The organism is Bradyrhizobium sp. Ses1 (assembly GCF_059512365.1).
This window is the reverse complement of sequence record NZ_JCAMOQ010000049.1, coordinates 35562-57056: the sequence shown is the minus strand read 5'-3', so window position 1 is coordinate 57056 and position 21495 is coordinate 35562. Positions and strand designations below refer to the sequence as shown.

The window sequence follows — 21495 nt, the reverse complement described above, 5'->3', positions numbered from 1 at the left end:
ATCACGCCCGCCAATCATAGATCCAGTCCTGCCGCGCCAGCATTCGCTCCGGACCCATCGCCCGGATGACGAGATCGCGCGTCAGCGCCATCGGCCCGGTGAGGTGATAGATGCGTCCCTGTCGCTGCGCGGTGCGCGCCACCCGATTGACGCGCCCGCGGCGCAGCCTGGTGTACCGCTTCAGCGCAGCGGGAATGCCGGAGATGTCCTCGCCGGTACAGCCAGAGAGGCAATTGGCAAGCACGGCGGCATCCTCGATCGCCATGCCCGCGCCTTGCGCGGCAAAGGGCAGCATCCCATGCACGGCGTCGCCGAGCAGGGCGACCGCGCCCGCGCTCCATTCGCTGACCTCGGGCATCGTGAACAGCGCCCAGCGCCGCCATTCCTCGACCGCGCCGATCAGCGTCCGCGCGCTGTCGGGCCAATCGGCGGAGAACGCGTTCTTGATCTCGCCCGCATCGCCGGCCTCGCTCCAGCCCGGCCGGTTCCAGGTTCCCGGCACGATCGCGACCACATTGATCCGTCGTGCTGCGGCGATCGGATAGGCGACCAGATGCGCGTTCGGTCCCATCCAGAGTTGCACCCGCGGCGAGGCGGATTCGCGCGGCAGCGCCTTCGCATCGAGCGTGCCGCGCCAGGCGATCAGCCCGGAAAACCGTGGATGCAGTTCCGGGAACAGGCGGCTGCGCACGGACGACCAGATGCCGTCGGCGCCGATCAGCGCCGCCGCCAGCTCATGCTGCCGCGCGTCGCCGCAGCGCGCGGCCACCGTCAGTCCTCTGGCGTGGTCGGCGACATCCTCGAACTGCCAGCCCAGGCGGAGTTCGATGTCGGGATGATCCTCAACCTCTGCCTGCAGCGCTCCTTGCAAATCGGCGCGATGCACCACCCAATAGGGTGAGCCGGCGCGCGTGCTCGCGGCCTCGCCGAGCGGTAGACGGGCGATCTCGCCGCCCGCGCGCGCGCTGAGAACGCTGATCGCTTCCGGCGTCACCGCGCGCGGCGCAAGCCGCGGCTTCAGGCCAAGATCGACCAGGATGCTGCTGGCATTGGGTGAAAGCTGCAGGCCCGCGCCGACTTCCTCCAGCCGCGGCGCCTTTTCCAGGATGACGACACGAAAGCCCTTCGCCGCGAGCGCCAGCGAAGCTGTCAGTCCTCCGATCCCGGCACCAGCGACGACAACGGTGCGCGTGATCGCCACGGATCAATCAGCCATGAGCAGTCAGGCGACTTTGTCCTTCAGCACGCATTCGGGCGGGCGCGCTTCGCCGGCCGCGAGATCGGGCGCGAAGCGATACAGCGTCGAGCAGTAGGGGCAGATGATCTCGTTGTCATTGCCGAGATCGAGGAACACATGCGGATGGTCGAACGGCGGGTTCGCGCCCACGCACATGAACTCCTGCGAGCCGATCTCGATCACCGAGACTCCGGCATCGTTATGGAAGTGCGGGACGACGTGGTCGGACATATCTTCACCTTGGGATGGCAATAACGGACGGACGCAATTAACGCGATGCGGCACTGCGAAATGCCCGGCACCATACTGGCGGGTGGAGTTGATTCCTAGAGCCCCGACCATCCATTTGCTCATGCAAATTCGACACAATCTTGTCGTCGGAGAGAAGCCCTTCTTTCGTCGGGGCTGTTGTGTCTTAAAAACGCACTATTTCCAACTTGAGCAAAACCCTGGGTTTTATCGAATGAAGCGAGCGCGGGTCAGTATAGGGGTGGCAGGGATGCTGGTGAGCATCGCCGCCGGCGTCGCGCTGTGGCCGTATGCCAGCGACGCGTATGCCATGCTGGCCGCACAGGACGAGCCGGCGCAATTGGCCGACCTGCAGATCAGTTCTGCTTTACGGAATGACGAGCGCCTGATCGAGCAGAATATCGAACAGGCGCTGGCTGCTGATGACGCCGATCTCGCCAACAGCTTTCTCGAACTCGCGCGTGAGAAGAATGTCGCAATCAGCGATGGACTGACCACGCGCGTGAACGATGCGGTTGCGGAAGCGAGCTCGACCTCGCATGTCGCCAAGCGCTTTGCCACGGGTCTCGTCACCGGCACCGCGGACGATCTCGCCAGCCTGTCCGGCACGGTCGCGGGTGATCTTTTTGTTTTCGGCGATGTCAGGGATGTCGTGCGCGAAGGCAAGCATCTGGCGATGGGCGAGGAGACCGATCATCTCATTCTTGGCCTCGCCGCCGCCGGCCTTGCAGTGACGGCTGCGACCTATGTTTCCGTCGGCGGTGTCGCGCCGGTGCGCGCCGGGCTGTCGCTGGTGAAGGATGCGCGCAAGGTCGGCCGGATCAGCGAGGGGCTCTCGGCCTGGGCCGGCCGCTCGGCGCGCCAGGTCGTGGATGCGCCGATGCTGCAGGAGGCGGTGGCCTCGGCTTCCGCGCTCCGTCCGGGCCAGACCATGACCGCGATCAAGGCGGCGTTCCGCGTGGAAAAGGCCGGGGCCCTGGTTCGCCTTGCCAAGGATGTCGGGCGCATCGGCGAAAAAGCCGGCACCCGCGGCGCGCTGGAGACGCTCAAGATCGCGGAGGGACCGAAAGATGTCGCGCGCGCCGCGCGGCTGGCGGAAGCGAAGGGCAGCCAGGCTCGCGCGATCCTGAAACTGTTCGGCCGCGGCGCGCTGCTGCTTGCCGCCGGCGCCTTCAACCTCACTATGTGGCTGTTCGGCGCGCTGCTGACGCTGTTCGGCTTCCTGTCCTCAATCAAGGCAACCACCGAACGCCTGACGCTGGCATGGCTGCGCCGCAGCAAGGCGCGGCGCTTGCGGAAACAACTCGCGATGGCACAAGCGCCATCCGAGGCTGCGGTGGCGGGCGCTACCGCCTGCCGCTAAGCTCTGCGATCGTTCGCCGGTCGTCAATTCAAGAAAATCCCTCAAACAACGGAAGGCGCGATGCCGAGTTTTCATCACGGCGCTGTTGAGATCGCCTATCTCGACGAAGGCGAGGGCGATCCGATTTTCCTCGTGCACGGCTTTGCCTCGAGCAAGAACGTGAACTGGGTCTATCCCGGCTGGGTCTCGGAACTGCGCAAGGATGGCCGCCGCGTGATCGCGCTCGACAATCGTGGCCACGGCGAATCTGCCAAGCTCTACGATCCCGCAGAGTACGACATCGCCGTCATGGCAAGCGACGTGATCGCGCTGATGGATCATCTCGGCATCCCGCGCGCGGATATCATGGGTTATTCGCTGGGCTCGCGGATGACGGCGGTGCTGGCGCACAACGAGCCGCAGCGGTTGCGCTCGGCAATTCTCGGCGGCATCGGCATCGGCCTGATCGAGGGCGGCGGTCCCGGGGAGAATGTCGCTGTCGCGCTGGAGGCGCCCTCGCTGGAGGATGTCACCGATCCGGTCGGTCGCACCTTCCGTGCCTTCGCCGATCAGACCCGCTCCGACCGCTCTGCGCTCGCCGCCTGCCTGCGCGGCTCGAGGCGGCTGATGACACGGCAGGAGGCCGCCGACATCGACGTGCCCGTCCTGATCGCGGTCGGCAGCAATGACGAGATCGCGGGCTCGGCCGAAGCGCTCGGCCGCGTCATCCCGCAGTCGCAAGTGCTTGCGATCCCGAACCGCGATCACATGCGGGCGGTGGGCGACAAGGTCTACAAGACCGGCGTGATCGACTTCCTGTCGCAAAGAGAATGATCTTCTACGCCAGGAGAATGTTCTTCTACGGAAATCGAACTTAAGCCTGCTTGATTTCCGGCAAATGCCGACCAATTGGATGTGACGTCTCCGCATAGCGGTTAAGCGAGGCTTATCCTTTGCCGAACCGCACCGGGACAAGCGTCGCTCAACCGTGCTATAGCGCACACCGAAACTGGGGCATGATCCGGAAAAGTGGGGACCGGTTCTCCAAGAAGATCATGCTCTGCAAAGATCACGCGAGGCCAGCCATGGCAGTGCATCAGGTCAATCCGCAAGGCGGCAAGCTCGCCGCGCTCGATCCGATCTGGGACCGGATCAGGAGCGAGGCCGAGGAGATCGTTCGCCGCGAGCCGGAGCTTGCCACCTTCATCTATTCCGCGGTGCTGCATCACGAGCGCCTGGAAGATTCGATCGTGCATCGGCTGGCCGAGCGGCTCGACCATTCGGCGCTGTCGGGCGATCTGATCCGCCAGACCTATGACGAGGCGTTGCGTGATGAGCCCGATATCGGCAACGCCTTCCGCGCCGATCTCGTCGCGGTCTACGACCGCGATCCCGCGACCTCGCGCTTCATCGACCCCTTGCTCTACTTCAAGGGCTTCCATGCGCTGCAGACGCATCGGCTCGCGCACTGGCTCCATGTAAAGGGCCGCAAGGATTTTGCTTCTTATCTGCAGAGCCGCTCGTCGGAAGTCTTCCAGACCGACATCAATCCAGCCGCCAAGATTGGCCGCGGTATCTTCCTCGACCACGCTACCGGTTTTGTCTGCGGCGAGACCGCCGTGATCGACGATGACGTTTCGATCCTGCATGGCGTCACCCTCGGCGGCACCGGCAAGGAGAACGAGGATCGCCATCCGAAGATTCGCCATGGCGTGATGATCGGCGCCGGCGCCAAGATCCTCGGCAATATCGAGGTTGGTCATTGCGCGCGCATCGCCGCGGGCTCGGTCGTCGTCAAGCCGGTACCGCACAACGTCACGGTTGCGGGCGTGCCGGCGAAGATCGTGGGGGAGGCCGGCTGCGCCGAGCCGTCGCGCACCATGGACCAGATGCTCAACGCGATCGGGCTTTGATTTCACTCGTGTTTCGCGATCGTTTCGACTGCAAATATTAGATTGTGCCAGAGCCGAAAAGGCTCTGGCGATTGCCGCCGTCCCGTCCTAAAACTCCGTCCCAAATCATCGATCCGATTGGAGACCGCCCGTGGACGTTCAGGAAGTCAGGAAACTTGACGCATATCTCAAACGCGTCTTCGGCAATCCGAAGATCCGCGTCGTGCCGCGGCCCAAGAAAGACGACTCCGCCGAAGTCTATATTGGCGAGGAGTTCGTCGGCGTCCTCTTCGTCGACGATGAAGACGACGATCGCTCGTTCCAATTCCAGATGGCGATCCTCGAAGAGGATCTGGCTGAGTAGGCCTGCGCCGGCCTGTAGTCCGTAGGGCGGGCAAAGCGCAGCGTGCCCACCATCCACGGGCGATGCAGAAAGGTGGGCACGCTTCGCTTTGCCCACCTTACAAGATTCTACGAAATCACCATTACCCTCTCGGGCCGCGCAATTGCGTCGTCAGGCGGTCCATGGCGGCGGCGACGTCGCGCCATTGTGAGAGCCAGCTTCGCGGAAAGCGATAAGTGAAGTCGGCGCCGTCGACGCGGTGTTCGCTCAGGCACATGCCGGGCGTCGGCGCGTCGCGCGTGCAGCGGGCGCTGAAGGTGGGCGACGTCGACGTGAATAAATCCTCGCCGCCATAGGGCGAACCGTCGCGGAACGCGCGCATCGTCAGGTCGTCGTCCGTGCTTGCCGCTTGATCGAGATAGCGCGGATAGATTGTGCGCAGGCGGGCGTCGGGCGCAAGTGAATCGTGATGTGCCGCGATCGAAAGAAAGATCCTGTCGATCGGCTGCACCTTGTCCTCCACCGTCTCGGCGGTGACATGCTTGCGCGCCGGCGGTTCGAGCGAGGGATAGGCAAAGCTGAGATCGACGCGCTCCTGCGCGCCCGAGTGGCGCTGGATCTTCATGCGCACCGCCGCCGTCGGCACGTTGAACAGCGTGCCGCCGACACTGACCGGCAGCCTCGACGGATCGCTCAAGGGTACGGTGGTCCAGGTCGGCCACAACAGGTAGGTGACCAGCGCGATCGCGCAGCAGGCGAGGGCGGCTGCAACCAGGATCGGCAGGATGTGCGCGCGCGGATTCCTGCGCGTGTCGCGCGCAAGGTGCTGGGCCGTCGAGAGCAATGTCATCGAACGAGAATGGATGGGTTCGCGTGATGCCGAATCATCCGGCGAATATGCCACGCGGCGGCCAATTTCCGTATGATTTCAGGGAATCCGGCGAGCGGTGAGCCATGCGTAAAGGTAGCAATGTAGCTTCCATGTTAACCCTTTCTTAAGGATGATGTGGCGGCGGAGCGGCAATTTTGCCAAAGGAAGCGCGCGGTCTGTTGAGTAGCGGAAGTTTGCCATGTCGCCCGATGCGCTGAACTCGTTCTTCGCCCTTTGCCTCGGCTTCGCGCTCGCCGGCGCACTTACCAGCGGCTATCAGGCGATGGCGCAGCGGCCGGCCGGCTTCGGCCTGTTGCAGGAAGGCGCGGCGCCAAGGACTTTCGCCGCGGTGCCGTTCCTGGTGTTCGCCGCGCCCTTCATCATCATGCGCAACACGCTGCGCGGGGCCAAGATCGAAAGCCGCCGCTTCGAATTCGTGATGATGGCGACCATCATCGCCGGCTTCTGGAGCCTGATGTCCGGCACCTTCTTCCTGATGACATTGCGCGCCGCCGGCGTTCTCGTCTGAGCGCTGCTTTACCGTTGTTCCCTAGAGCTTCGGCTCTGATGGAATCAGAACCGAAGCTCTGGATTTTTGTTTGACGCGTTTTCTTCACGCGAACCGGTATCCACTTCGCTCGAAAACGCCTTGGTCGCTCGCTTGAAAAGCCTTTGACCGCTGTGCCAATGTCGGCTCGAAAGAGGAGACATCCATGGCGATCTATGAACTGGACGGGCAGGGGCCCGATCTGCCGGCCGACGGCAACTATTTCATCGCGGACACCGCAACCGTAATCGGCAAGGTGCGCCTGCTCAGCGGGGCCAGCGTGTGGTTCGGCGCGGTGCTGCGCGGCGACAATGAGTGGATCGAAGTCGGCGAAGGCGCCAACGTCCAGGACAATTCCACCTGCCACACCGACCTCGGCTTTCCGCTCGTGATCGGCAAGAACGTCACCGTCGGCCACAATGTGATCCTGCACGGCTGCACTCTGGAAGAGGGCGCCCTGGTCGGCATGGGATCGATCGTGATGAACGGCGCACGCATCGGCCGCGAGAGCATCGTCGGCGCGGGCTCTGTGATCACCGAGGGCAAGGAATTTCCGCCGCACTCGCTGATCATCGGTTCGCCCGCGCGGGTGATCCGGGCGCTGGATCCTGCGCAGGTCGCGAAGATGGGAAGCGCGGCGAAGTTCTATCAGCTCAACGGGCCGCGCTTCAAAAAGGGCCTCCGCAAGATCGGTTAACGGTCCGAGCGGCGTCACGCTTCGGAACGTCCTTTCCTTGACTTCGGCGCTGCGGACTTGGCGGTATCTGTCTTCGACTTCGCGGCGCTTTTACGTAACGCGTCGCGCAGATCGATCGGAATGCCGTGCTTCTTGAGCAGGTCTGCGAACGCTTCATCGGCCAATTCCTGAAATGTCGCCATCCTGTCGCGCCCGAGCTGCTTGAGCTTGTCGAACGTATCCTCGTCGAAAGCGATCAGTTTGCGCATCCTCGCACCTTGCACTGCGCCGGGCCCAATGGCTCCCGGAGCGTTTGGTTCCGGTAAGGAACGGCCGGCTTATCCCATCGTTAGCACGACAGGATAAGGGAGACGCTCATGACCAGGAAATCGCTTGCGATCTTCATCACCGCTCTCGCGGTTCTCGCGGCGCCCGCGATGTCGCTTGCCCAAGGCGGAGGAGGCGGCGGGGGCGGGGGCGGTGGGGGCGGAGCAGGTGGTGGCGCCGGTGGCGCAAGCGCGGGAGGTGCGGCGGGCGGAGCTTCCGGAGGCACCGGCAGCGCCACAGGGACCACCGGCACCGGTGGCTCGCCGTCCGGTTCGGTCGGCGGCCAGAGCAACCAAGCCATCAACCCCGGCAACACCAACACCACTGCGAACCCGCCGCCAGGGACCAACAGCGCTGGCACTGCACAATCCTCCTCCGGTCCGGGGACCACGACCGGCTCTGCAGCCGGCCGGCAGAGGACCGGGGAAGATTCAGCGATCGATGCTGAGGACGCGCCGCTCGATCGCAAGATCAAGGGCATCTGCAAAGGCTGCTAGATCACTTCTGCCCGGCCTTTCGGTCGCGCAGAAGTGAGCGCATTGTTCAACCGCACTCCCGGAACTCGCTCTAGATTGTGGCGGGCGCTTGCGATGGCTGGCGCAGGCCGCGCCGGTATTGGCAGGCCGTGATGGAGGTGCAGTGATGTTGCGTAAAACGATGGTTGCCTTGCTGGCGGTAGCCTCGCTTGGAATTTTGACGATAGAGACGGCGTCCGCGCGCGGTGGGTTTGGCGGCGGCGGTGGCTTTCACGGAGGCGGCTTTGGCGGCGGTGGCTTTCGTGGTGGCGGTTTTGGCGGCGGTGGTTTCCGCGGCGGCAGTTTTGGTGGTGGAGGCTTCCGCGGCGCGGCCTTCGGCGGAGGCGGCTTCCGTTCGGCCGCGATCGGCGCCGGCGGCTTCCGTGCGGCCGGATTTCGTGGCGGCTTCTACCGGCCGGGCTGGGGGTATCGTTCCGGCTGGGGGTATCGTCGTGGATTTCCGTTCGCCGCCGCAGCGGTTGGTGTTGGCCTCGGCTACGGGCTCTATGGCGACTGGCCTTATGACTCTTACGACTACGGCGATCCCTACTACGGCTATTACGACAATTCCGGCTACGGCGGCTGCTACGTCGCCCAGCAGCGCGTCTTGACGTCATATGGCTGGCGCATCAGGTCGGTTGATGTCTGTGACTGAACCTGGCGCGCTGTAGCGAATTTATCGGGATGATGATTGCAGCCTCGGTGTTTTCCACATCGAGGCTGCATCGTTTCTGCATAGGGGCTGGAACGTCGATTGCCGCGATTTCGAAATGCTGAACACGCTCACCACCGCCGCCTTCACCTTCGTCTTCCTGGGCATCGTCATCGGCCTGGGCGCCGCCTTTGTCCTGATGTTCTGGGAAGTCGAACGGCAATTGACTAAGCCGCGCAACCGCGATCGTCTCGGCTAGAACTCGTCGAGGTGACGTTGTGGCGACCGCCAATTCCTACAGACTGCGTGTCGAGGGCATGGATTGCGCCGCGTGTGCGCTCAAGATCGAGAACGCGATGCGTCGGCTGCCTGGAGTCACCGACATAGAGGTCAGCTTTACGACCGGAACGCTCGCCTTCCGGCTCGACGAGGACCGCACTGCGCCGCGTCTCATAGAGGATAAGGTCAGGGCGCTGGGCTATACGCCGGCCGGCATGCCGTCCTCATTGGGAGGGAAGGCGCCGCGGAAGCAGGAACGGCAACCCCTGTGGCGGGGAGCCAAAAGCAGGCTCGTCCTCGGGACTGGCGTCCTGTTTGCTTTGGCATTCGTGCTTGCCAGCCTGTTCCCGGAGCTGGAGCGTTGGCTCTATTCGGCGGCGGCGGTTGTCAGTGTCCTGCCTTTTGCGCGGCGTGCGCTTGCCGGCGCCTTGTCCGGCTCGCCCTTCACCATTGAGACCCTCATGACGACAGCGGCGCTCGGCGCGGTTGCCATCGGCGAAGCCGAGGAGGCGGCTGTTGTCGTCTTCCTGTTCGCGGTGGGCGAGTTGCTCGAGACGGTCGCCGCCCGCCACGCGCGGGCCGGGATAGAAGCGTTGATCGATCTCGTGCCGCGCAATGCCAGACGTCAGCGCGCGGCTTCTCTCGATGTCGAGGAGGTTCCGGTCGATGATCTCGCGGTCGGCGATGTCGTGATGGTTCGCCCCGGTGATCGCGTGCCCTCGGACGGCACCGTGATCGACGGCTCCTCGGAGGTCGATGAGTCGCCGGTGACCGGCGAGTCCGTCCCCGTTCTCAAAGAAATCGGCGCCAACGTGTATGCCGGCAGCATCAATGCCAATGGCGAGCTGCGCGTCGAGATCGCGCGTGTCGCCACCGACAACACCATTGCCCGCATCATCCACATGGTGGAAGAAGCGCAGGAGTCGAAGGCGCCGACGGCACGCATGATCGATCGTTTCAGCCGGTGGTATACGCCCGCCGCCATGCTCGTCGCGCTGCTTGTCGTCCTGATCCCGCCGTTCGGCTTCGGTGGTGACTGGATGACCTGGATCTACCGTGGCCTTGCCACGCTGCTGATCGCCTGTCCCTGCGCATTGGTGATCTCCACCCCGGCCGCCATCGCGTCCGGCCTCGCCTCCGGTGCCCGGCAGGGATTGTTGATCAAGGGCGGAGCCGCGCTCGAGACGCTGGGCAAGGTCAGAACGATCGCCTTCGACAAGACGGGCACACTCACGCGTGGTCGTCCGCAGGTGACGGATGTCGTCGCGACGGTTGCGGACGAGCACACAGTTCTGGCCAGGGTCGCGGCGATCGAACGCAGCACCAATCATCCTCTCGGGCGCGCCATCATCGAGGAAGCCGAGAGACGCGGGCTGGAGCTTCCCGCCACCTTCGGCGGCGGTGTCGTGACGCCTGGCAAAGCGGTGACGGCACGTCTGAGAAGCGGCTTTGCCTCAGTCGGTTCGCCCCGGTTCGCGAGCGAGCAGGCGAACGTCGATCCCGGCGTCGTCGAAAGGATCAGCGCGCTCGAAGGCGAGGGCAAGACGGTGGTCGTCCTGCTGTCCGGCAAGGTGGTCGAGGGGCTGATCGCGCTCCGCGACGAGCCGCGAGAGGATGCGCATGAAGGCGTCAAACGGCTGACCGATAGCGGTCTCCGCGCGATCATGCTGACCGGCGACAATGCCCGCACCGCCGATGCCATCGCCGGTCATCTCGGGCTTGAGGCGCGTGCCGGGCTTCTGCCCGACGCCAAGCTCGCGGAGATCGGGCGGCTCAAGGAGGCCGGTCCGGTTGCGATGGTCGGCGACGGCATCAACGATGCGCCGGCACTCGCTGCGGCTTCCGTCGGCATTGCCATGGGCGGCGGAACGGACGTGGCGCTGGAGACCGCGGACGCGGCCCTGCTCAAGAACCGTGTTGTCGGTGTTGCCGAGCTGATCGCCCTGTCGCGAGCGACGCTCGGCAACATCTGGCAGAACATCACGATCGCGCTCGGCCTGAAGGCGGTGTTCCTTGCTACCACTCTGTTCGGCGTGACCACCTTGTGGATGGCCATCCTCGCCGATACCGGCGCCACCGTGCTCGTCACCGCCAACGCGCTGCGCCTCTTGGCGCACCGCTTTGCGGATGGCGGCCTCAGCTCAGCACGCCGTATTTCTTGAACCAGGCCTGCATCTGCGCCCACGCGTCTTCGGCGGCTTCCTTGCGATAGCTCGTTCGATAATCGGCATGGAAGCCGTGCGGTGCGCCCGGATAGATCTTGAACTCTGCGGTCTTCTTGTCCGCGGCGAGCGCCGCCTTGAAGGCTTCGACCTGCGAGACCGGGATGCCGGTGTCGGCTTCGCCATAGAAGCCGATCACCGGCGCCTTCATCTCGGGTGCAAGCTGCATCGGGCTCTTCGGCCAGGCCGGGTTCTGCGGATCGACCGGCGGACCATAGAACGAGGCGCCCGCCTTCAGCGCGGGGTTGTGAGCGGCATATTCCCAGACCGTGCGTCCGCCGCGGCAGAAGCCGACAATGCCGAGGCGGGAGGTGTCGCCGCCTTGCGATTTCGCCCAGGCCACGGTGGCGTCGAGGTCGGACAGGAGCTCGGCGTCCGGCTTGGCGTTCACGAGCGGCAGGAGCTGCTGAATGTCGGTGATCTTGGTGAGATCGCCCTTGCGGAAATAGTAGTCGGGCGCCACCGCAAACGCGCCGAGCTTGGCGAGCCGGCGCGTCACGTCCTTGATGTATTCGTGCAGACCGAAAATCTCCATCGCGACCAGGATGACCGGCGGATTGCTGACGCCGGCTGGCCGCGCGAAATAGGCGGGCATCTCGCCATCGGCCACCTTGATCTTGGCCTCGCCCGCAGTGAGGCCGGCGGGATCGGTCTTGATCACGTCGGCCCGCACGGGACCGGCGGCGAGGGTGTAGCCGGCTGCAACGGCGGCCGAAGCCGTCATGAAGCCGCGGCGCGAGAAGGGGGCGGTTTTTGTCAGTCCGATGACATCCGAAGGCAGGGATTCAGCGCGCATGCGGGGCCTCATTTCAAAATGTTTTGCAGACCATCGACCCGATCGAGGGGTGGGCGAGACCGGGTTCAAAAGCGGCGGCATTCAGCAAGCAAAGCCTGCCGATGGCAAGTCACCAGCGTGAGAGGCGGCCAAAGCGATCGGTGAAAAAGGCCACCCGTGGCGGAAGCGGGGCCCTCTAAAAGAACAAGGCCGTTGACGCAGTATACCGCCAACGACCTTGCCAGCCCCGGATATTGAAATCGGCTCACGCCATCCGGTGGGCGGCACCTTGCCCCGGAATCGGGTTCCCGAATGTGAACTAGTTCACAAAGTCGGCGAAAAAAACCGTATCGAGATTCGGCAGCGACGGTGGATATGTCCCGCCGGTCAGGGGTTTTGCGGTGATTTCGACCGACTCAGCCGCGGCGCTTGCGTCCGCTGCGAATCGCGTGCGACCGGGATCGTTTGCGGACGGGTTCGGCCGCCGGCTCATTGGCCTGGGCGCTGGCGAAGGATTGCCTCAAGCCCTCGACCGCTTCGGTCAGTGCCGTGACCTGCTCGGACAGCTTCTTCGTATCGGCCTGCTGGGAGGCAAGCATCCGGCGCATGGCCTGCAACTGGTCCTGCACCATCTGGAGCTGGTCGATGGATTCCTGCTGGGTCGCTTCCAACCCCTTGGTTTTCTCGACGAGCTGCTCGGACACCTGCGCGGTGCGGGCCTGCAATTGCCGGCTGGCGATGACCCGATCGGACTCCGGCGATGTGCCGGTAGTGACCCGGTACAGCGCGATCGTCCCGATCCCGAACAGGACCAGAAAGAGCCCGACGGCGGTGACCGCAATCGGCTGCACACCAATGCGCAAGGCGCTGGTGGAATTCCCGGGGGTGAGGTCCATCATTCGACACCAAACCGGACTAATTCTAAAGGTTCCGAATACCACAACCTCAGCGCGCCTAAAACCCCGTGATTTGTCCCGTATTGGTACGCATTGGCGCTAAAAACCTGCGAAATCGAGGTTTTTTGGCTCAAGCGACCACCAGACGCGCTATGCCAAACGGGCACGGATGAATTGCCCCGCCCTGGAAAGGGCGTGGCGGCCGGAGCTAAGCTTCGCATTCCATAGCGGCCACGCGTGGATCATGTGGGGCCAGATCTCCAGCGTCACCTCGACCTCGGCAGCGCCGGCCGCCTCAGCGAGCCGCGTGGCATCCGCCAGCAACGTCTCCGCCGATCCGACCTGGATCAGCATCGGGGGATAGCCGGTGAAATCGCCAAACACGGGCGAGATCAGCGGTGAACTGCGATCGATGGTGGCAGGCACATAGGCGTCCGCAAGCTCTTCCAGATAGGTCTTGTGGATGAGCGGATCGACAGCGTCCTTGTGCCAAGGGTTGCGCCAGACATCGTGAGATCGGTCCATGGCGAGAGCAGCCAGGCGCAGCCGGGCAAGTCCTCGCGGTCTCTCAGCAAGTGGCCGATCAGTCCGAGCGTAAGATTGCCGCCGGCACTGTCGCCGCCGACGGCGATGCAGTGCGCCGGAATGCCCTGCCTGCGCAGGAAGTGCCAGGCCTTCATCGCATCCTCATGCGCGGCGGGATAGGGGTGCTCGGGCGCGCGGCGATAATCGATGGCGAGCGTTCGAACGCGCGCGGCGCGCCCGGCTTCACTGACCAATCTGCGGTGGCTCAGGATCGATCCGGAGCAGTAGCCGCCGCCATGGAAATAGAGCAGCACGCGCGATGGCTCGCTGCCTGGCGTCAGCGACCATTCGCCTGCCACGCCATCGCAATCGACTGTTTCAAGCTTCACGTCATCGGCCACCGGCCAGACCGAACCCACTTCATCGAGGCGTTCGCGCCGCTCGGTCCATCCGAGCGGCCGCGGTTTTGACGAAAGCAGCACGCGAATGGCTTCGATTTCATTGGTTGCCACGGCTTGTTTCCTGCTGATTGCGCCGACCACGTCTATGGTTGGTCACGCCAGCGCCGGAAAGGTTGCTCACCGGAGCGGCATCGCGCAGTCGCAGACGGGATTGCTCACGTGATCGAAGCTGTCGGTACGCTCTGGATGAACTGCGCGATCACATGGATGGTCACGCTGTATGACAGACCTTTGATGCTTGCCGGCATTAGCAAGCCATGACGAATGTGCGAGAGTCAGTTGTGCACGACACCATTCATTGCACTGGACGGAGCAGTGACTTTCGATAATAGTAATAACGTTATTACCTGACGTTGTACTATTCCCTAAGGTATTGTTATACAGGTGGACCCGGGCGTCGTGTCTCGCCGAGTCCACAATGATTCATGGCGAGACGTTGCATGGCTGATCGCGCACGTAATCAGTATGGATTGGGCAAAGCCGTAACTTTCAACGTGATAACGCCGATGACGCGCTTCGGCACCCTTGTCGTCGGAGTGTTGCTGTCGATCTTCGATCGCTTCAAATCGACCCAAGTCACGGCCAAGGAGCTGGCGTTTCTGCCCTTTGTTCACTGGGTTGTCGTCAAGCGCGACAGTTTTCCGCGGGTGAGCGACAGCCAGCCGGCGGAAGATTTGCACTACGATTATTTGTTCTTTCTGAGCACCTTCAACGGTCCCTGGGGACCTTACATCGAAGCCTTCGCCGACGTGCTCTACAAACCGCTCGACCTGGTCTGGTTCTGGAGCGTCGGATATCCGTTCGCCCGTCCGGTCGGGCCGCTCAAGGCCTATATCCAGCGCAATCAGATCGAGTCGGATCATTCCTATAGCGCCTATCCGGGCGCATCCGTGCGCGATGTGCGCGCAGCACTCGAACTGCGCAACGAAGTCGAGAAGCTTTTTCAAAATTCGAGCGGACTGTCTCCCGAACGGTTTGCGGTCGAGTTCGATCGCTTGCTGATCAGCGTGCAGAACAAGCTCGGTACATTTGGACCAGTGTAGCAGGCCGGTCGAACGGAGTTCGCGACGTGGCTAATCAAAACGGTGAGAAGTACGGCTTCACAGGCCTGTTTCCGATTGCAACCAATCAATCGGACGATCTGAGAGCGTTCCTGCGCACGCTGGATGACCCGCGAGCCTATCCGCGCGGCTCGCCTTTGAGCCATGTGCCGATCATCCACATGGCGCGAATGTTCATTGTCGACCGTCTCGCCTATCAAGGGACGCCGGCGAAGTTCGATGCGCTCAAGTCGGACTATCTGGTGTTCATGTGCGAATTCGATGGCGAGAGCGTCGATGCTTTGGTCCAGGCCCTGGCCGGCAATATCCCGAACGAAGTCGCGACCATTTGGGGACGCTGCCTTGGCTTCCCGGGTATCCATCGGCGCGATCTGCTCTCCGGATATTTCGAGCGGTGCCAGCTCAAGACCACTCTGTTTCTGGCGGACCAGCCGGAGGCGAGCGTAAGCGAGATTCTCATGGCGCTGCTGTGCCGACGGCGCCTCGGCGAGTTCGTCAGGCTTGTTCAAACCAATCCACGGCCTCCCGAAGTGCTCCAACGAGAGTTCAGGCAAATGTGGGAGGGTCTCCAGAACGAGAGGCCGTCCCCGGGAGATTTGTGAGTACGCAACGATCAGAGCAGGGGTCTGGCGATGCTCAACCTTACCAATATTCAAGGCAACATTCTTCGCGGTTACGCCTCGTTTCCGCACGCGCAGTTCTTGTTCTTCGAGATCCAAAACGCTGATGATGCCAGGGCGTTCATCCAGCGGCTGCTCGAGACCAACGCCGTCACGCCGGCACTGTGGCGCGCAAAGCCGGACGCCACCCTCAACATCGCCTTCACCTTTGAAGGCCTCCGCGCCCTTGGCCTGCCTACGGAAAGTCTCGCGACGTTTCCTTGCGAGTTTCAGGAGGGCATGAAACCTCGTGCGAACGAACTCGGTGACATCGACGAAAGTTCACCGGAGCACTGGGACGATCCCTGGAAGACGCATCGCGTTCATATGCTGATCTCGATCTACGGCCGGACAGAGCCGGCGCTCGCGGCGCACTGTCAACAGCTCAGGGATTCGCTGCCGAACGGCGTGCAGGAATTGAAGGACAGTCAGCCGGCGGGGCTGCTGCACATCAACGGCGAACAGACTCGAAAGGAGCACTTCGGTTTTCTCGACGGCTTGAGCAACCCCGCGATCGAGGGAGTGCCTGACGACGGTGGCAGGGACCGTCAGGACGTTGGCAATCCGGATGAGAAGGGGCGATTTCGCAAGATCCCGCTTGGGGAGTTTCTTCTCGGCCACCCGGGTGAGGGCGGCGAGATGGCTCCCATGCCGCTGCCGCACCTTCTCGCGCACGATGGCACCTATCTCGTGTACCGCAAGCTGGAGCAGGACGTCGTTCGTTTCCGTCGCTACCTTGATGATCAGGCGGACGCATTTGCCCGAACCATTCCCGGTCCTCTGCCGGATGGAATCAGCCCGCAGAAGTTTCTTGCCGCCAAGATGATGGGGCGATGGCAGGATGGCTCTTCGTTGATCGAACACCCCGACGCCCCTCGCGAGGACAGGCGCAATACATTCGGCTACGCTGGGGATCCCGCAGGCGCACGCTGTCCGCTTGGTGCACATGTGCGGCGTGCCAACCCGCGCGATGCGTTTGGCTTCGGCGGCAAGACGATGAGCCGACACCGCTTGATCCGGCGCGGAATCGCCTATGGCAAATTCCTGCCAAAGGGCGAGGAGCAGAGTCCGCAGAGCCAGGAAAAGCGCGGCATCATTTTCATTGCGCTCAATTCCGGATTCGACCAGTTCGAGTTCGTGCAGCAGAAATGGATGAATTTTGGCGACGATTTCGAGCAGGGCAACGATACCGACCCGATCGCCGGCAACCGTCCAACCGTCGGCGGTCGTCAAAGCGCGCAAATGATGATCCCGGGCGACGAAGCCACGGGACGACGCCCCTTCATCTGCTTTGACATCCCGCGCTTCGTCACGACCAAGGGCGGCGACTATTTCTTCGTTCCGAGTCTGGCCGCGCTCGGCCTATTGGCGTCTGGCCGAGTCGTCGCATGAACCGGGACACGATCCAACACTGGCTGCGCGGCCGCCGCCGAGACGGTGAGGTTTTTTTCGCGCAAGCGCCGCGCGAAGATCCGATTGTTCAGTCGTTCCGGGTGGTGCGCGATTTCCAGCGATTCTGGCAAATGCTCCGCGGATCAGCGCAATCCGCTCCGGCGCCGGCGCGGAGCTCGGAGGCGACGCCGACAAGATATGAAGAGCTCGCGAACGCGCTGGAGCTGCAGGATCGACCGATGCCGCTCACGAAATTCGAGCGCGCCGTGCCGGGCGAGGCAACCCTGATCGCCAACATGGCGCGTATTGCCGCAAACCTTGTCATCAAGAACTACTGTGAGATGAAGGCATCGGACGCTTCCGCCTGTGCGATGCGCGATCAGCATGCAAAGGCCCATGGTTGCGTCGATGCGGAGTTTATTATCCGCGACGATCTTCCGGCAGAGTTCTCGACACCGCTGTTTCGACCAGGCGCCCGGTATCCGACGATTGTCCGGTTCTCCAACGGACAGGGCCAGCCACAGAGCGACCGCAAGCCTGACGGTCGCGGCATGTCCATCAAACTCTTCGATGTCGCGGGCGAGTCCATTCTGCGCGGTCTCGAGCCCGGCAGAACGCGGGCCGGCGAGCACGATTTCTTGCTGAGCAGCTTCCCGGTGTTCTTCTGCAAGAATGTGGTCGATTATTCCGAGTTGATGGAAGCCGTTGCGGCGCCGAGCGGGACCTCGCGCGAAAAGTTCAAGCGGCTCCTCAAATGGATTGTGTTTGCCATTCGCAATCGTCGCCAGTTCGCCACGTTTATTCGCACCGCTCTCGTCAGGATCGGCAATCCGCTGACTGCGACCTATCACAGCATGTCACCCTATTTGTTAGGTGAGGAGCATGTCGTGCGCTATGTCGTCGGTCCGGTGCAGCGTCAGGATGACGTCCCGTCGTGGTGGCGTCTCCTTTTCGGATCGCTATCGGAGAAGTTTCTCCAGGAGGCGATGCTTCGCGATCTCAGCCCGACGCCACCTGGAGGTGATATCGTGTTCGATTTCTCGGTGCACGTGCGCCATTCGGCCAAACCGGAAGAGGTCGAGAACGCTCTCCTGCAGTGGACCCGTCCCCAGGATCGGACCGTGTCGATCGGAGAGATCAGGATTCCAAGGCAGAATTTCCTAACGCCGGATCGGGTTTTCGATGGCGAACGCATGATGTTCAGCCCGTGGAACTGCTTGCAGCAGCACCGACCTCTCGGTAGCATCAACCGGATGCGGCTTGCCGTGTACCTTGCGTCCCTGCAGGTACGGCGGAAGCTTAACATGGTTGGACCTTGAGCGGGCAGGCGAAACCGGACCAATTTGATGGACCTCGGCTGGTTGCGGCGCTGCCAAACAACGAAATGGCAGGGCTCCACGCTGAGCGCCGACAGCTTACCGTCGTGTTTGTCGATCTCATCGGCTCGACGCCGCTGAGCGAGCGGATCGATCCCGAGGAGTTCTTCGCGGTCATCCGAACCTATCGCGATCTCTGCAACGAGCAGATTTGCCGCTATGGCGGTCACATCGCCAGAATGATCGGCGACGGGTTGCTCGCCTATTTCGGCGTCCCCCAGGCGCACGAAAACGATCCCGAGCGCGCCGTGCGCGCTTCGCTCGCCATCACCGCCGCCATCAAGGAGCGGGAATTCCAGATGTCGGATGGCAGCTTCCTCCGGCTGCGGGTGAGGATCGGGGTCAACACCGGGCCGGTGGTCGTCGGCAGCGTGCCGGGCGAGCCCTCCGAGCGGCGGGAAGTGTTCGGCAGCTCGGTGCACGTCGCGGCCCGGCTTCAAGGTCTTGCCGGCGAGAACGCGGTGGTCATCGGTTCAGGCACCCACGAGTTGATCCGCGGCATGTTCGATTGCGAGCCGCTGGGCAAGCGCCGGCTGAAGGGCGTCGAGGAGCCGGCCGAGGCTTGGCGCGTGAACGGCGTTTCGCCGGGCGAAAGCAGGTTCGACCGCGCGCGAACCTTGCCGCTGCCGCCGATGATCAACCGATACGATGAGCGCGCGCTGCTGGCCGAGCTGTGGGAGCAGAGCCTCGGCGGCGCAGGGCGCGTCGGCGTCATCTCCGGCGAGCCGGGCATCGGCAAGTCGCGCCTGATCCGCGAGTTCAGAAGCTCGCTCGACCGGTCCGCGGTTGATGTTCTCTCCGTTCAGTGCTCGCCGTTCCACGTCAATTCGCCGCTTGCGCCGGAAATCGAGCGGCTGAAGCGCGCAACGGGCATCCACGAAACCGACGACCCGCGGCTGTCGCTGGCGAAATTGCGTCACCTGCTGGGAAGAGCCGGTTTCGATGTCGGGCAGGCGCTTCCCTATTACGGCTCATTGCTGTCGATCCCGCCGTGCGAAGGATACGAGCCTGCCGATCTCCGTTCTCCTTCCGAGCGTGCGCGTGCCTTCCAGGTGATAACAGAAGTTCTCGTTGCGGCGTCACGAAGGAAGCCCGTCCTGTTCATCGTCGAGGATGTCCAGTGGATCGATCCGACGAGCGTCGACCTTCTCTCGCGGGTGATCGCCCGCTGCGCGCGCGAGCGAGTGCTGTACCTGGTCACGCATCGCGACGACTACGAGGCTGGCTGGCTGTCGGGTCCATCCATCAAGCGCATCACTCTGCAAAAACTTGCAGCAGACGAATGCGAGCGGATGGTTGCCGCCGTTGCCGGCGTCGCGTTTCTTCCCCGGATCACCAGCCAGATCGTCGAGAGGACCGACGGCGTGCCGCTCTTCATCGAGGAGTTCACGCGGGCGGTGGTGGATTCCGGGGCGATCGAGAGCGCCACCGACCATGGCAAATTGCCAGGGCCGCTGGTGCCGGCGAGCGTCCACGATTCCCTGATGGAGCGTCTTGACCGGCTGGGTACCGCCAAGCGCGTGGCCCAGATCGCCTCCGTATTCGGGCGGCAGTTCGATTATCGCGGCATTTTCAGCCTGCTTCCGGATCAGGACGAGTCGCTGATATCAGCGCTTGAGGCTCTGGAGCGGGCCGGGATCGTGTACCGCATCAACGAAGACGAAGGCACGCTATACGCTTTCAGGCACGCGATGATTCAGGAAGCGGCGTATTCCTCGCTGCTGAAGGAGGATCGGCGCAAGCTGCACGCGCGCGCAGCGTCCTGGCTGCGTCAGCAGGCCGACATCGGGGAGAGCAGCGATCCCGCCGTGTTGGGCTATCACTACGCGCAGGCAGAAAACATTCCGGAAGCCATCGACGCCTGGCTGCAGGCGGGCAAGTCTGCGCTGAGCCGATCGGCCACCAAGGAGGCGGTGGCGCATCTGCGCGAGGGCCTCTCTTTGCTGTCGAAGCTATCAGCTTCGTCGCGCCGCTACGAGGCCGAGATCGCGCTGCAATCCAACCTTGCGATGGCCTACACCGCGATTGCGGGCTGGTCCGATCCGAACGTCTACGAGCCCTATCATCGGGCGCTGAAGCTCTCCGGCAGCCATGGCACGATCCGCGAGAAGACCGCTGTCCTCTGGGGTGTCGCGGTGGCCGAGCTGGTCAATTGCGAACTCACCAAAGTGCTCGAGCATTCGCAGGACTTCCTCCGGCGAGCCGAGGAGTGGCGGGACGGTGAGGCCATCCTCATGGCGTCCACCGCGGCGCTGATCGTCAATTTCTTCACCGGCCGTTTGAAGGAAGCACACGAATTGGCTGTCGCGATTGAAGCGCGCTACAATCCGCGTGAGCACGGCAAGCTGGTTCAAACCTATCAGCACGATCCTCTGGTCGTTGCGCTCGTCTATTCCGGACATATCGAATGGCTGCTCGGCCGGCCCAACCGGGCCAGGGAGTGCTGTGAATCGGCAAGGCGGCTGGCGAACGAGATCGGTCATCCCTTCATGATCGCGCTCGCCCACATCCTTGGCGTCGGCGATCACTGGTATGACGGAGACCTCGCAGCCAATCTGGCCTGCGTCGAGCACGGGATGAAGGTCGCCGCCGACTACGGCTATCCGATGTACCAGGTCATCGGTCCGCTATGGGCGACCTCGGCGCTGGCGGCGCGCGGCCCTGCGCCGGTCGTGCTCGAGAAGCTCTCCGGCCTGATCGGCAGACTGCCGGCGGAGAATCGATGTATTCAGATGCCGCTCTATAAAGCTCTGCTCGCCACCGAGTTCGGACGGATCGGGCAGAAGGACAGGGCGCTTGCATTGGTGACTTCGGCCGAGTCCCTGATCAAGCAGACCGGCGAACGCTGGCTCGCCCCGGAGATCTACCGGATCCACGGTTCGCTGCTGCACGCCGAACCACATCGCGACGACGCTGCCGCCCTCCGCCTGTTCAGGCGCTCGCTCGCCTATGCGAAGAAGCTCGAAGCCGTCGGCTGGGAATTGCGGACCGCAATCGACCTCGCGCGCCTCCTGATGGACCGAAAAGACAGGCGGCGCAGCCTGGCCGAGGCACGCGAGGTGCTTTCATCAGCGCGAGCAAAGTTCCCGTCTGCCGAGACATCGGCCGATCTGCGACAGGCGGATGAGCTGCTGCAGCGGTTGACGTAGGGCTTGAATCCATAAACGCTAAGTGACGGCCGACATCTGCCCTGGCGTG

At 63.2% G+C, this 21495-nt stretch carries 21 protein-coding genes and 1 pseudogene; 15 read left to right on the top strand and 7 right to left on the bottom strand.

The genetic code is table 11. The features are described 5' to 3' along the window. Position 1: 1 nt before the first annotated feature. A complete protein-coding gene (locus AC5ZG5_RS36300; protein ID WP_456645559.1) occupies positions 2-1201 on the bottom strand; it encodes an FAD-dependent monooxygenase in 1200 nt (399 codons plus the stop codon). Between the two features lie 21 nt (positions 1202-1222). Beyond that, positions 1223-1468: a zinc-finger domain-containing protein gene (locus tag AC5ZG5_RS36295; RefSeq protein WP_021077734.1), complete on the bottom strand. Its 246-nt coding sequence runs from the start codon at positions 1466-1468 to the stop codon at positions 1223-1225. Positions 1469-1700: 232 nt separating this feature from the next. Here AC5ZG5_RS36295 and AC5ZG5_RS36290 point away from each other — a divergent pair, with 232 nt between their 5' ends. From AC5ZG5_RS36290 to AC5ZG5_RS36275, 4 genes are all read left to right on the top strand, one after another. Continuing rightward, entirely contained in the window at positions 1701-2849 is a 1149-nt protein-coding gene (locus AC5ZG5_RS36290; protein WP_456645558.1) for a hypothetical protein, read from the top strand. Positions 2850-2909: 60 nt separating this feature from the next. Next, complete coding sequence (locus AC5ZG5_RS36285; protein ID WP_456645557.1) at positions 2910-3662, top strand: alpha/beta fold hydrolase; 753 nt, start codon at positions 2910-2912, stop codon at positions 3660-3662. Positions 3663-3913: 251 nt separating this feature from the next. Next, positions 3914-4741, top strand: coding sequence for a serine O-acetyltransferase (gene cysE, locus AC5ZG5_RS36280; protein ID WP_456645556.1), 828 nt, complete (start codon positions 3914-3916; stop codon positions 4739-4741). A gap of 130 nt (positions 4742-4871) precedes the next feature. Next, positions 4872-5084 (top strand): DUF3126 family protein, encoded by a 213-nt coding sequence (locus AC5ZG5_RS36275; RefSeq protein WP_027583509.1) that lies wholly within the window; start codon positions 4872-4874, stop codon positions 5082-5084. Between the two features lie 121 nt (positions 5085-5205). Here AC5ZG5_RS36275 and AC5ZG5_RS36270 read toward each other — a convergent pair whose 3' ends face one another. After that, on the bottom strand, positions 5206-5913 hold the full coding sequence (locus tag AC5ZG5_RS36270) for a hypothetical protein (protein ID WP_456645555.1): 708 nt from the start codon (positions 5911-5913) through the stop codon (positions 5206-5208). 220 nt (positions 5914-6133) lie between these two features. On the opposite strand from AC5ZG5_RS36270, the gene AC5ZG5_RS36265 reads away from it, so the two are divergent. Both AC5ZG5_RS36265 and AC5ZG5_RS36260 read left to right on the top strand, forming a co-directional pair. After that, a complete protein-coding gene (locus AC5ZG5_RS36265) occupies positions 6134-6463 on the top strand; it encodes a DUF6949 family protein (RefSeq protein WP_028163204.1) in 330 nt (109 codons plus the stop codon). Positions 6464-6647: 184 nt separating this feature from the next. After that, on the top strand, positions 6648-7178 hold the full coding sequence (locus AC5ZG5_RS36260; RefSeq protein WP_028163205.1) for a gamma carbonic anhydrase family protein: 531 nt from the start codon (positions 6648-6650) through the stop codon (positions 7176-7178). A gap of 14 nt (positions 7179-7192) precedes the next feature. Here the strand turns inward: AC5ZG5_RS36260 and AC5ZG5_RS36255 are convergent, their stop codons facing one another. Then, entirely contained in the window at positions 7193-7426 is a 234-nt protein-coding gene (locus tag AC5ZG5_RS36255; RefSeq protein ID WP_028163206.1) for a hypothetical protein, read from the bottom strand. Between the two features lie 108 nt (positions 7427-7534). Between AC5ZG5_RS36255 and AC5ZG5_RS36250 the strand changes: the two genes are divergently transcribed. The 4 genes from AC5ZG5_RS36250 to AC5ZG5_RS36235 all read left to right on the top strand — a co-directional run bounded on the left by AC5ZG5_RS36250 (position 7535) and on the right by AC5ZG5_RS36235 (position 11092). Beyond that, on the top strand, positions 7535-7981 hold the full coding sequence (locus AC5ZG5_RS36250; protein WP_456645554.1) for a hypothetical protein: 447 nt from the start codon (positions 7535-7537) through the stop codon (positions 7979-7981). Between the two features lie 145 nt (positions 7982-8126). After that, entirely contained in the window at positions 8127-8654 is a 528-nt protein-coding gene (locus AC5ZG5_RS36245) for a hypothetical protein (RefSeq protein ID WP_456645553.1), read from the top strand. A gap of 115 nt (positions 8655-8769) precedes the next feature. Then, positions 8770-8910 (top strand): hypothetical protein, encoded by a 141-nt coding sequence (locus AC5ZG5_RS36240; protein WP_165435485.1) that lies wholly within the window; start codon positions 8770-8772, stop codon positions 8908-8910. A gap of 19 nt (positions 8911-8929) precedes the next feature. Continuing rightward, on the top strand, positions 8930-11092 hold the full coding sequence (locus tag AC5ZG5_RS36235; protein ID WP_456645552.1) for a heavy metal translocating P-type ATPase: 2163 nt from the start codon (positions 8930-8932) through the stop codon (positions 11090-11092). Here AC5ZG5_RS36235 and AC5ZG5_RS36230 read toward each other — a convergent pair. The 3 genes and pseudogenes from AC5ZG5_RS36230 to AC5ZG5_RS36220 all read right to left on the bottom strand — a co-directional run bounded on the left by AC5ZG5_RS36230 (position 11067) and on the right by AC5ZG5_RS36220 (position 13860). After that, complete coding sequence (locus AC5ZG5_RS36230; protein WP_456645571.1) at positions 11067-11876, bottom strand: dienelactone hydrolase family protein; 810 nt, start codon at positions 11874-11876, stop codon at positions 11067-11069. The genes AC5ZG5_RS36235 and AC5ZG5_RS36230 overlap by 26 nt on opposite strands. Before the next feature lie 467 nt (positions 11877-12343). Continuing rightward, a complete protein-coding gene (locus tag AC5ZG5_RS36225; protein WP_456645551.1) occupies positions 12344-12826 on the bottom strand; it encodes a hypothetical protein in 483 nt (160 codons plus the stop codon). 147 nt (positions 12827-12973) lie between these two features. Beyond that, a pseudogene (locus AC5ZG5_RS36220) lies at positions 12974-13860 on the bottom strand (alpha/beta hydrolase). A 389-nt stretch (positions 13861-14249) separates the two neighbouring features. Between AC5ZG5_RS36220 and AC5ZG5_RS36215 the strand changes: the two are divergent. From AC5ZG5_RS36215 to AC5ZG5_RS36195, 5 genes are all read left to right on the top strand, one after another. Continuing rightward, positions 14250-14852, top strand: a complete 603-nt coding sequence (locus tag AC5ZG5_RS36215) for a hypothetical protein (RefSeq protein ID WP_456645550.1) — start codon at positions 14250-14252, stop codon at positions 14850-14852. A 26-nt stretch (positions 14853-14878) separates the two neighbouring features. Beyond that, positions 14879-15472 carry a hypothetical protein gene (locus AC5ZG5_RS36210; protein WP_456645549.1) on the top strand — a complete coding sequence of 198 codons (594 nt, stop codon included), beginning with the start codon at positions 14879-14881 and terminating at the stop codon, positions 15470-15472. A gap of 30 nt (positions 15473-15502) precedes the next feature. Continuing rightward, positions 15503-16921: a Dyp-type peroxidase gene (locus AC5ZG5_RS36205; RefSeq protein WP_456645548.1), complete on the top strand. Its 1419-nt coding sequence runs from the start codon at positions 15503-15505 to the stop codon at positions 16919-16921. A 239-nt stretch (positions 16922-17160) separates the two neighbouring features. Then, on the top strand, positions 17161-18240 hold the full coding sequence (locus tag AC5ZG5_RS36200) for a catalase family protein (RefSeq protein ID WP_456645547.1): 1080 nt from the start codon (positions 17161-17163) through the stop codon (positions 18238-18240). Positions 18241-18305: 65 nt separating this feature from the next. Further along, the gene (locus tag AC5ZG5_RS36195) at positions 18306-21446 is read left to right on the top strand and encodes an AAA family ATPase (protein WP_456645546.1); all 3141 of its coding nucleotides are present in this window, start codon (positions 18306-18308) and stop codon (positions 21444-21446) included. Positions 21447-21495: the final 49 nt, after the last annotated feature.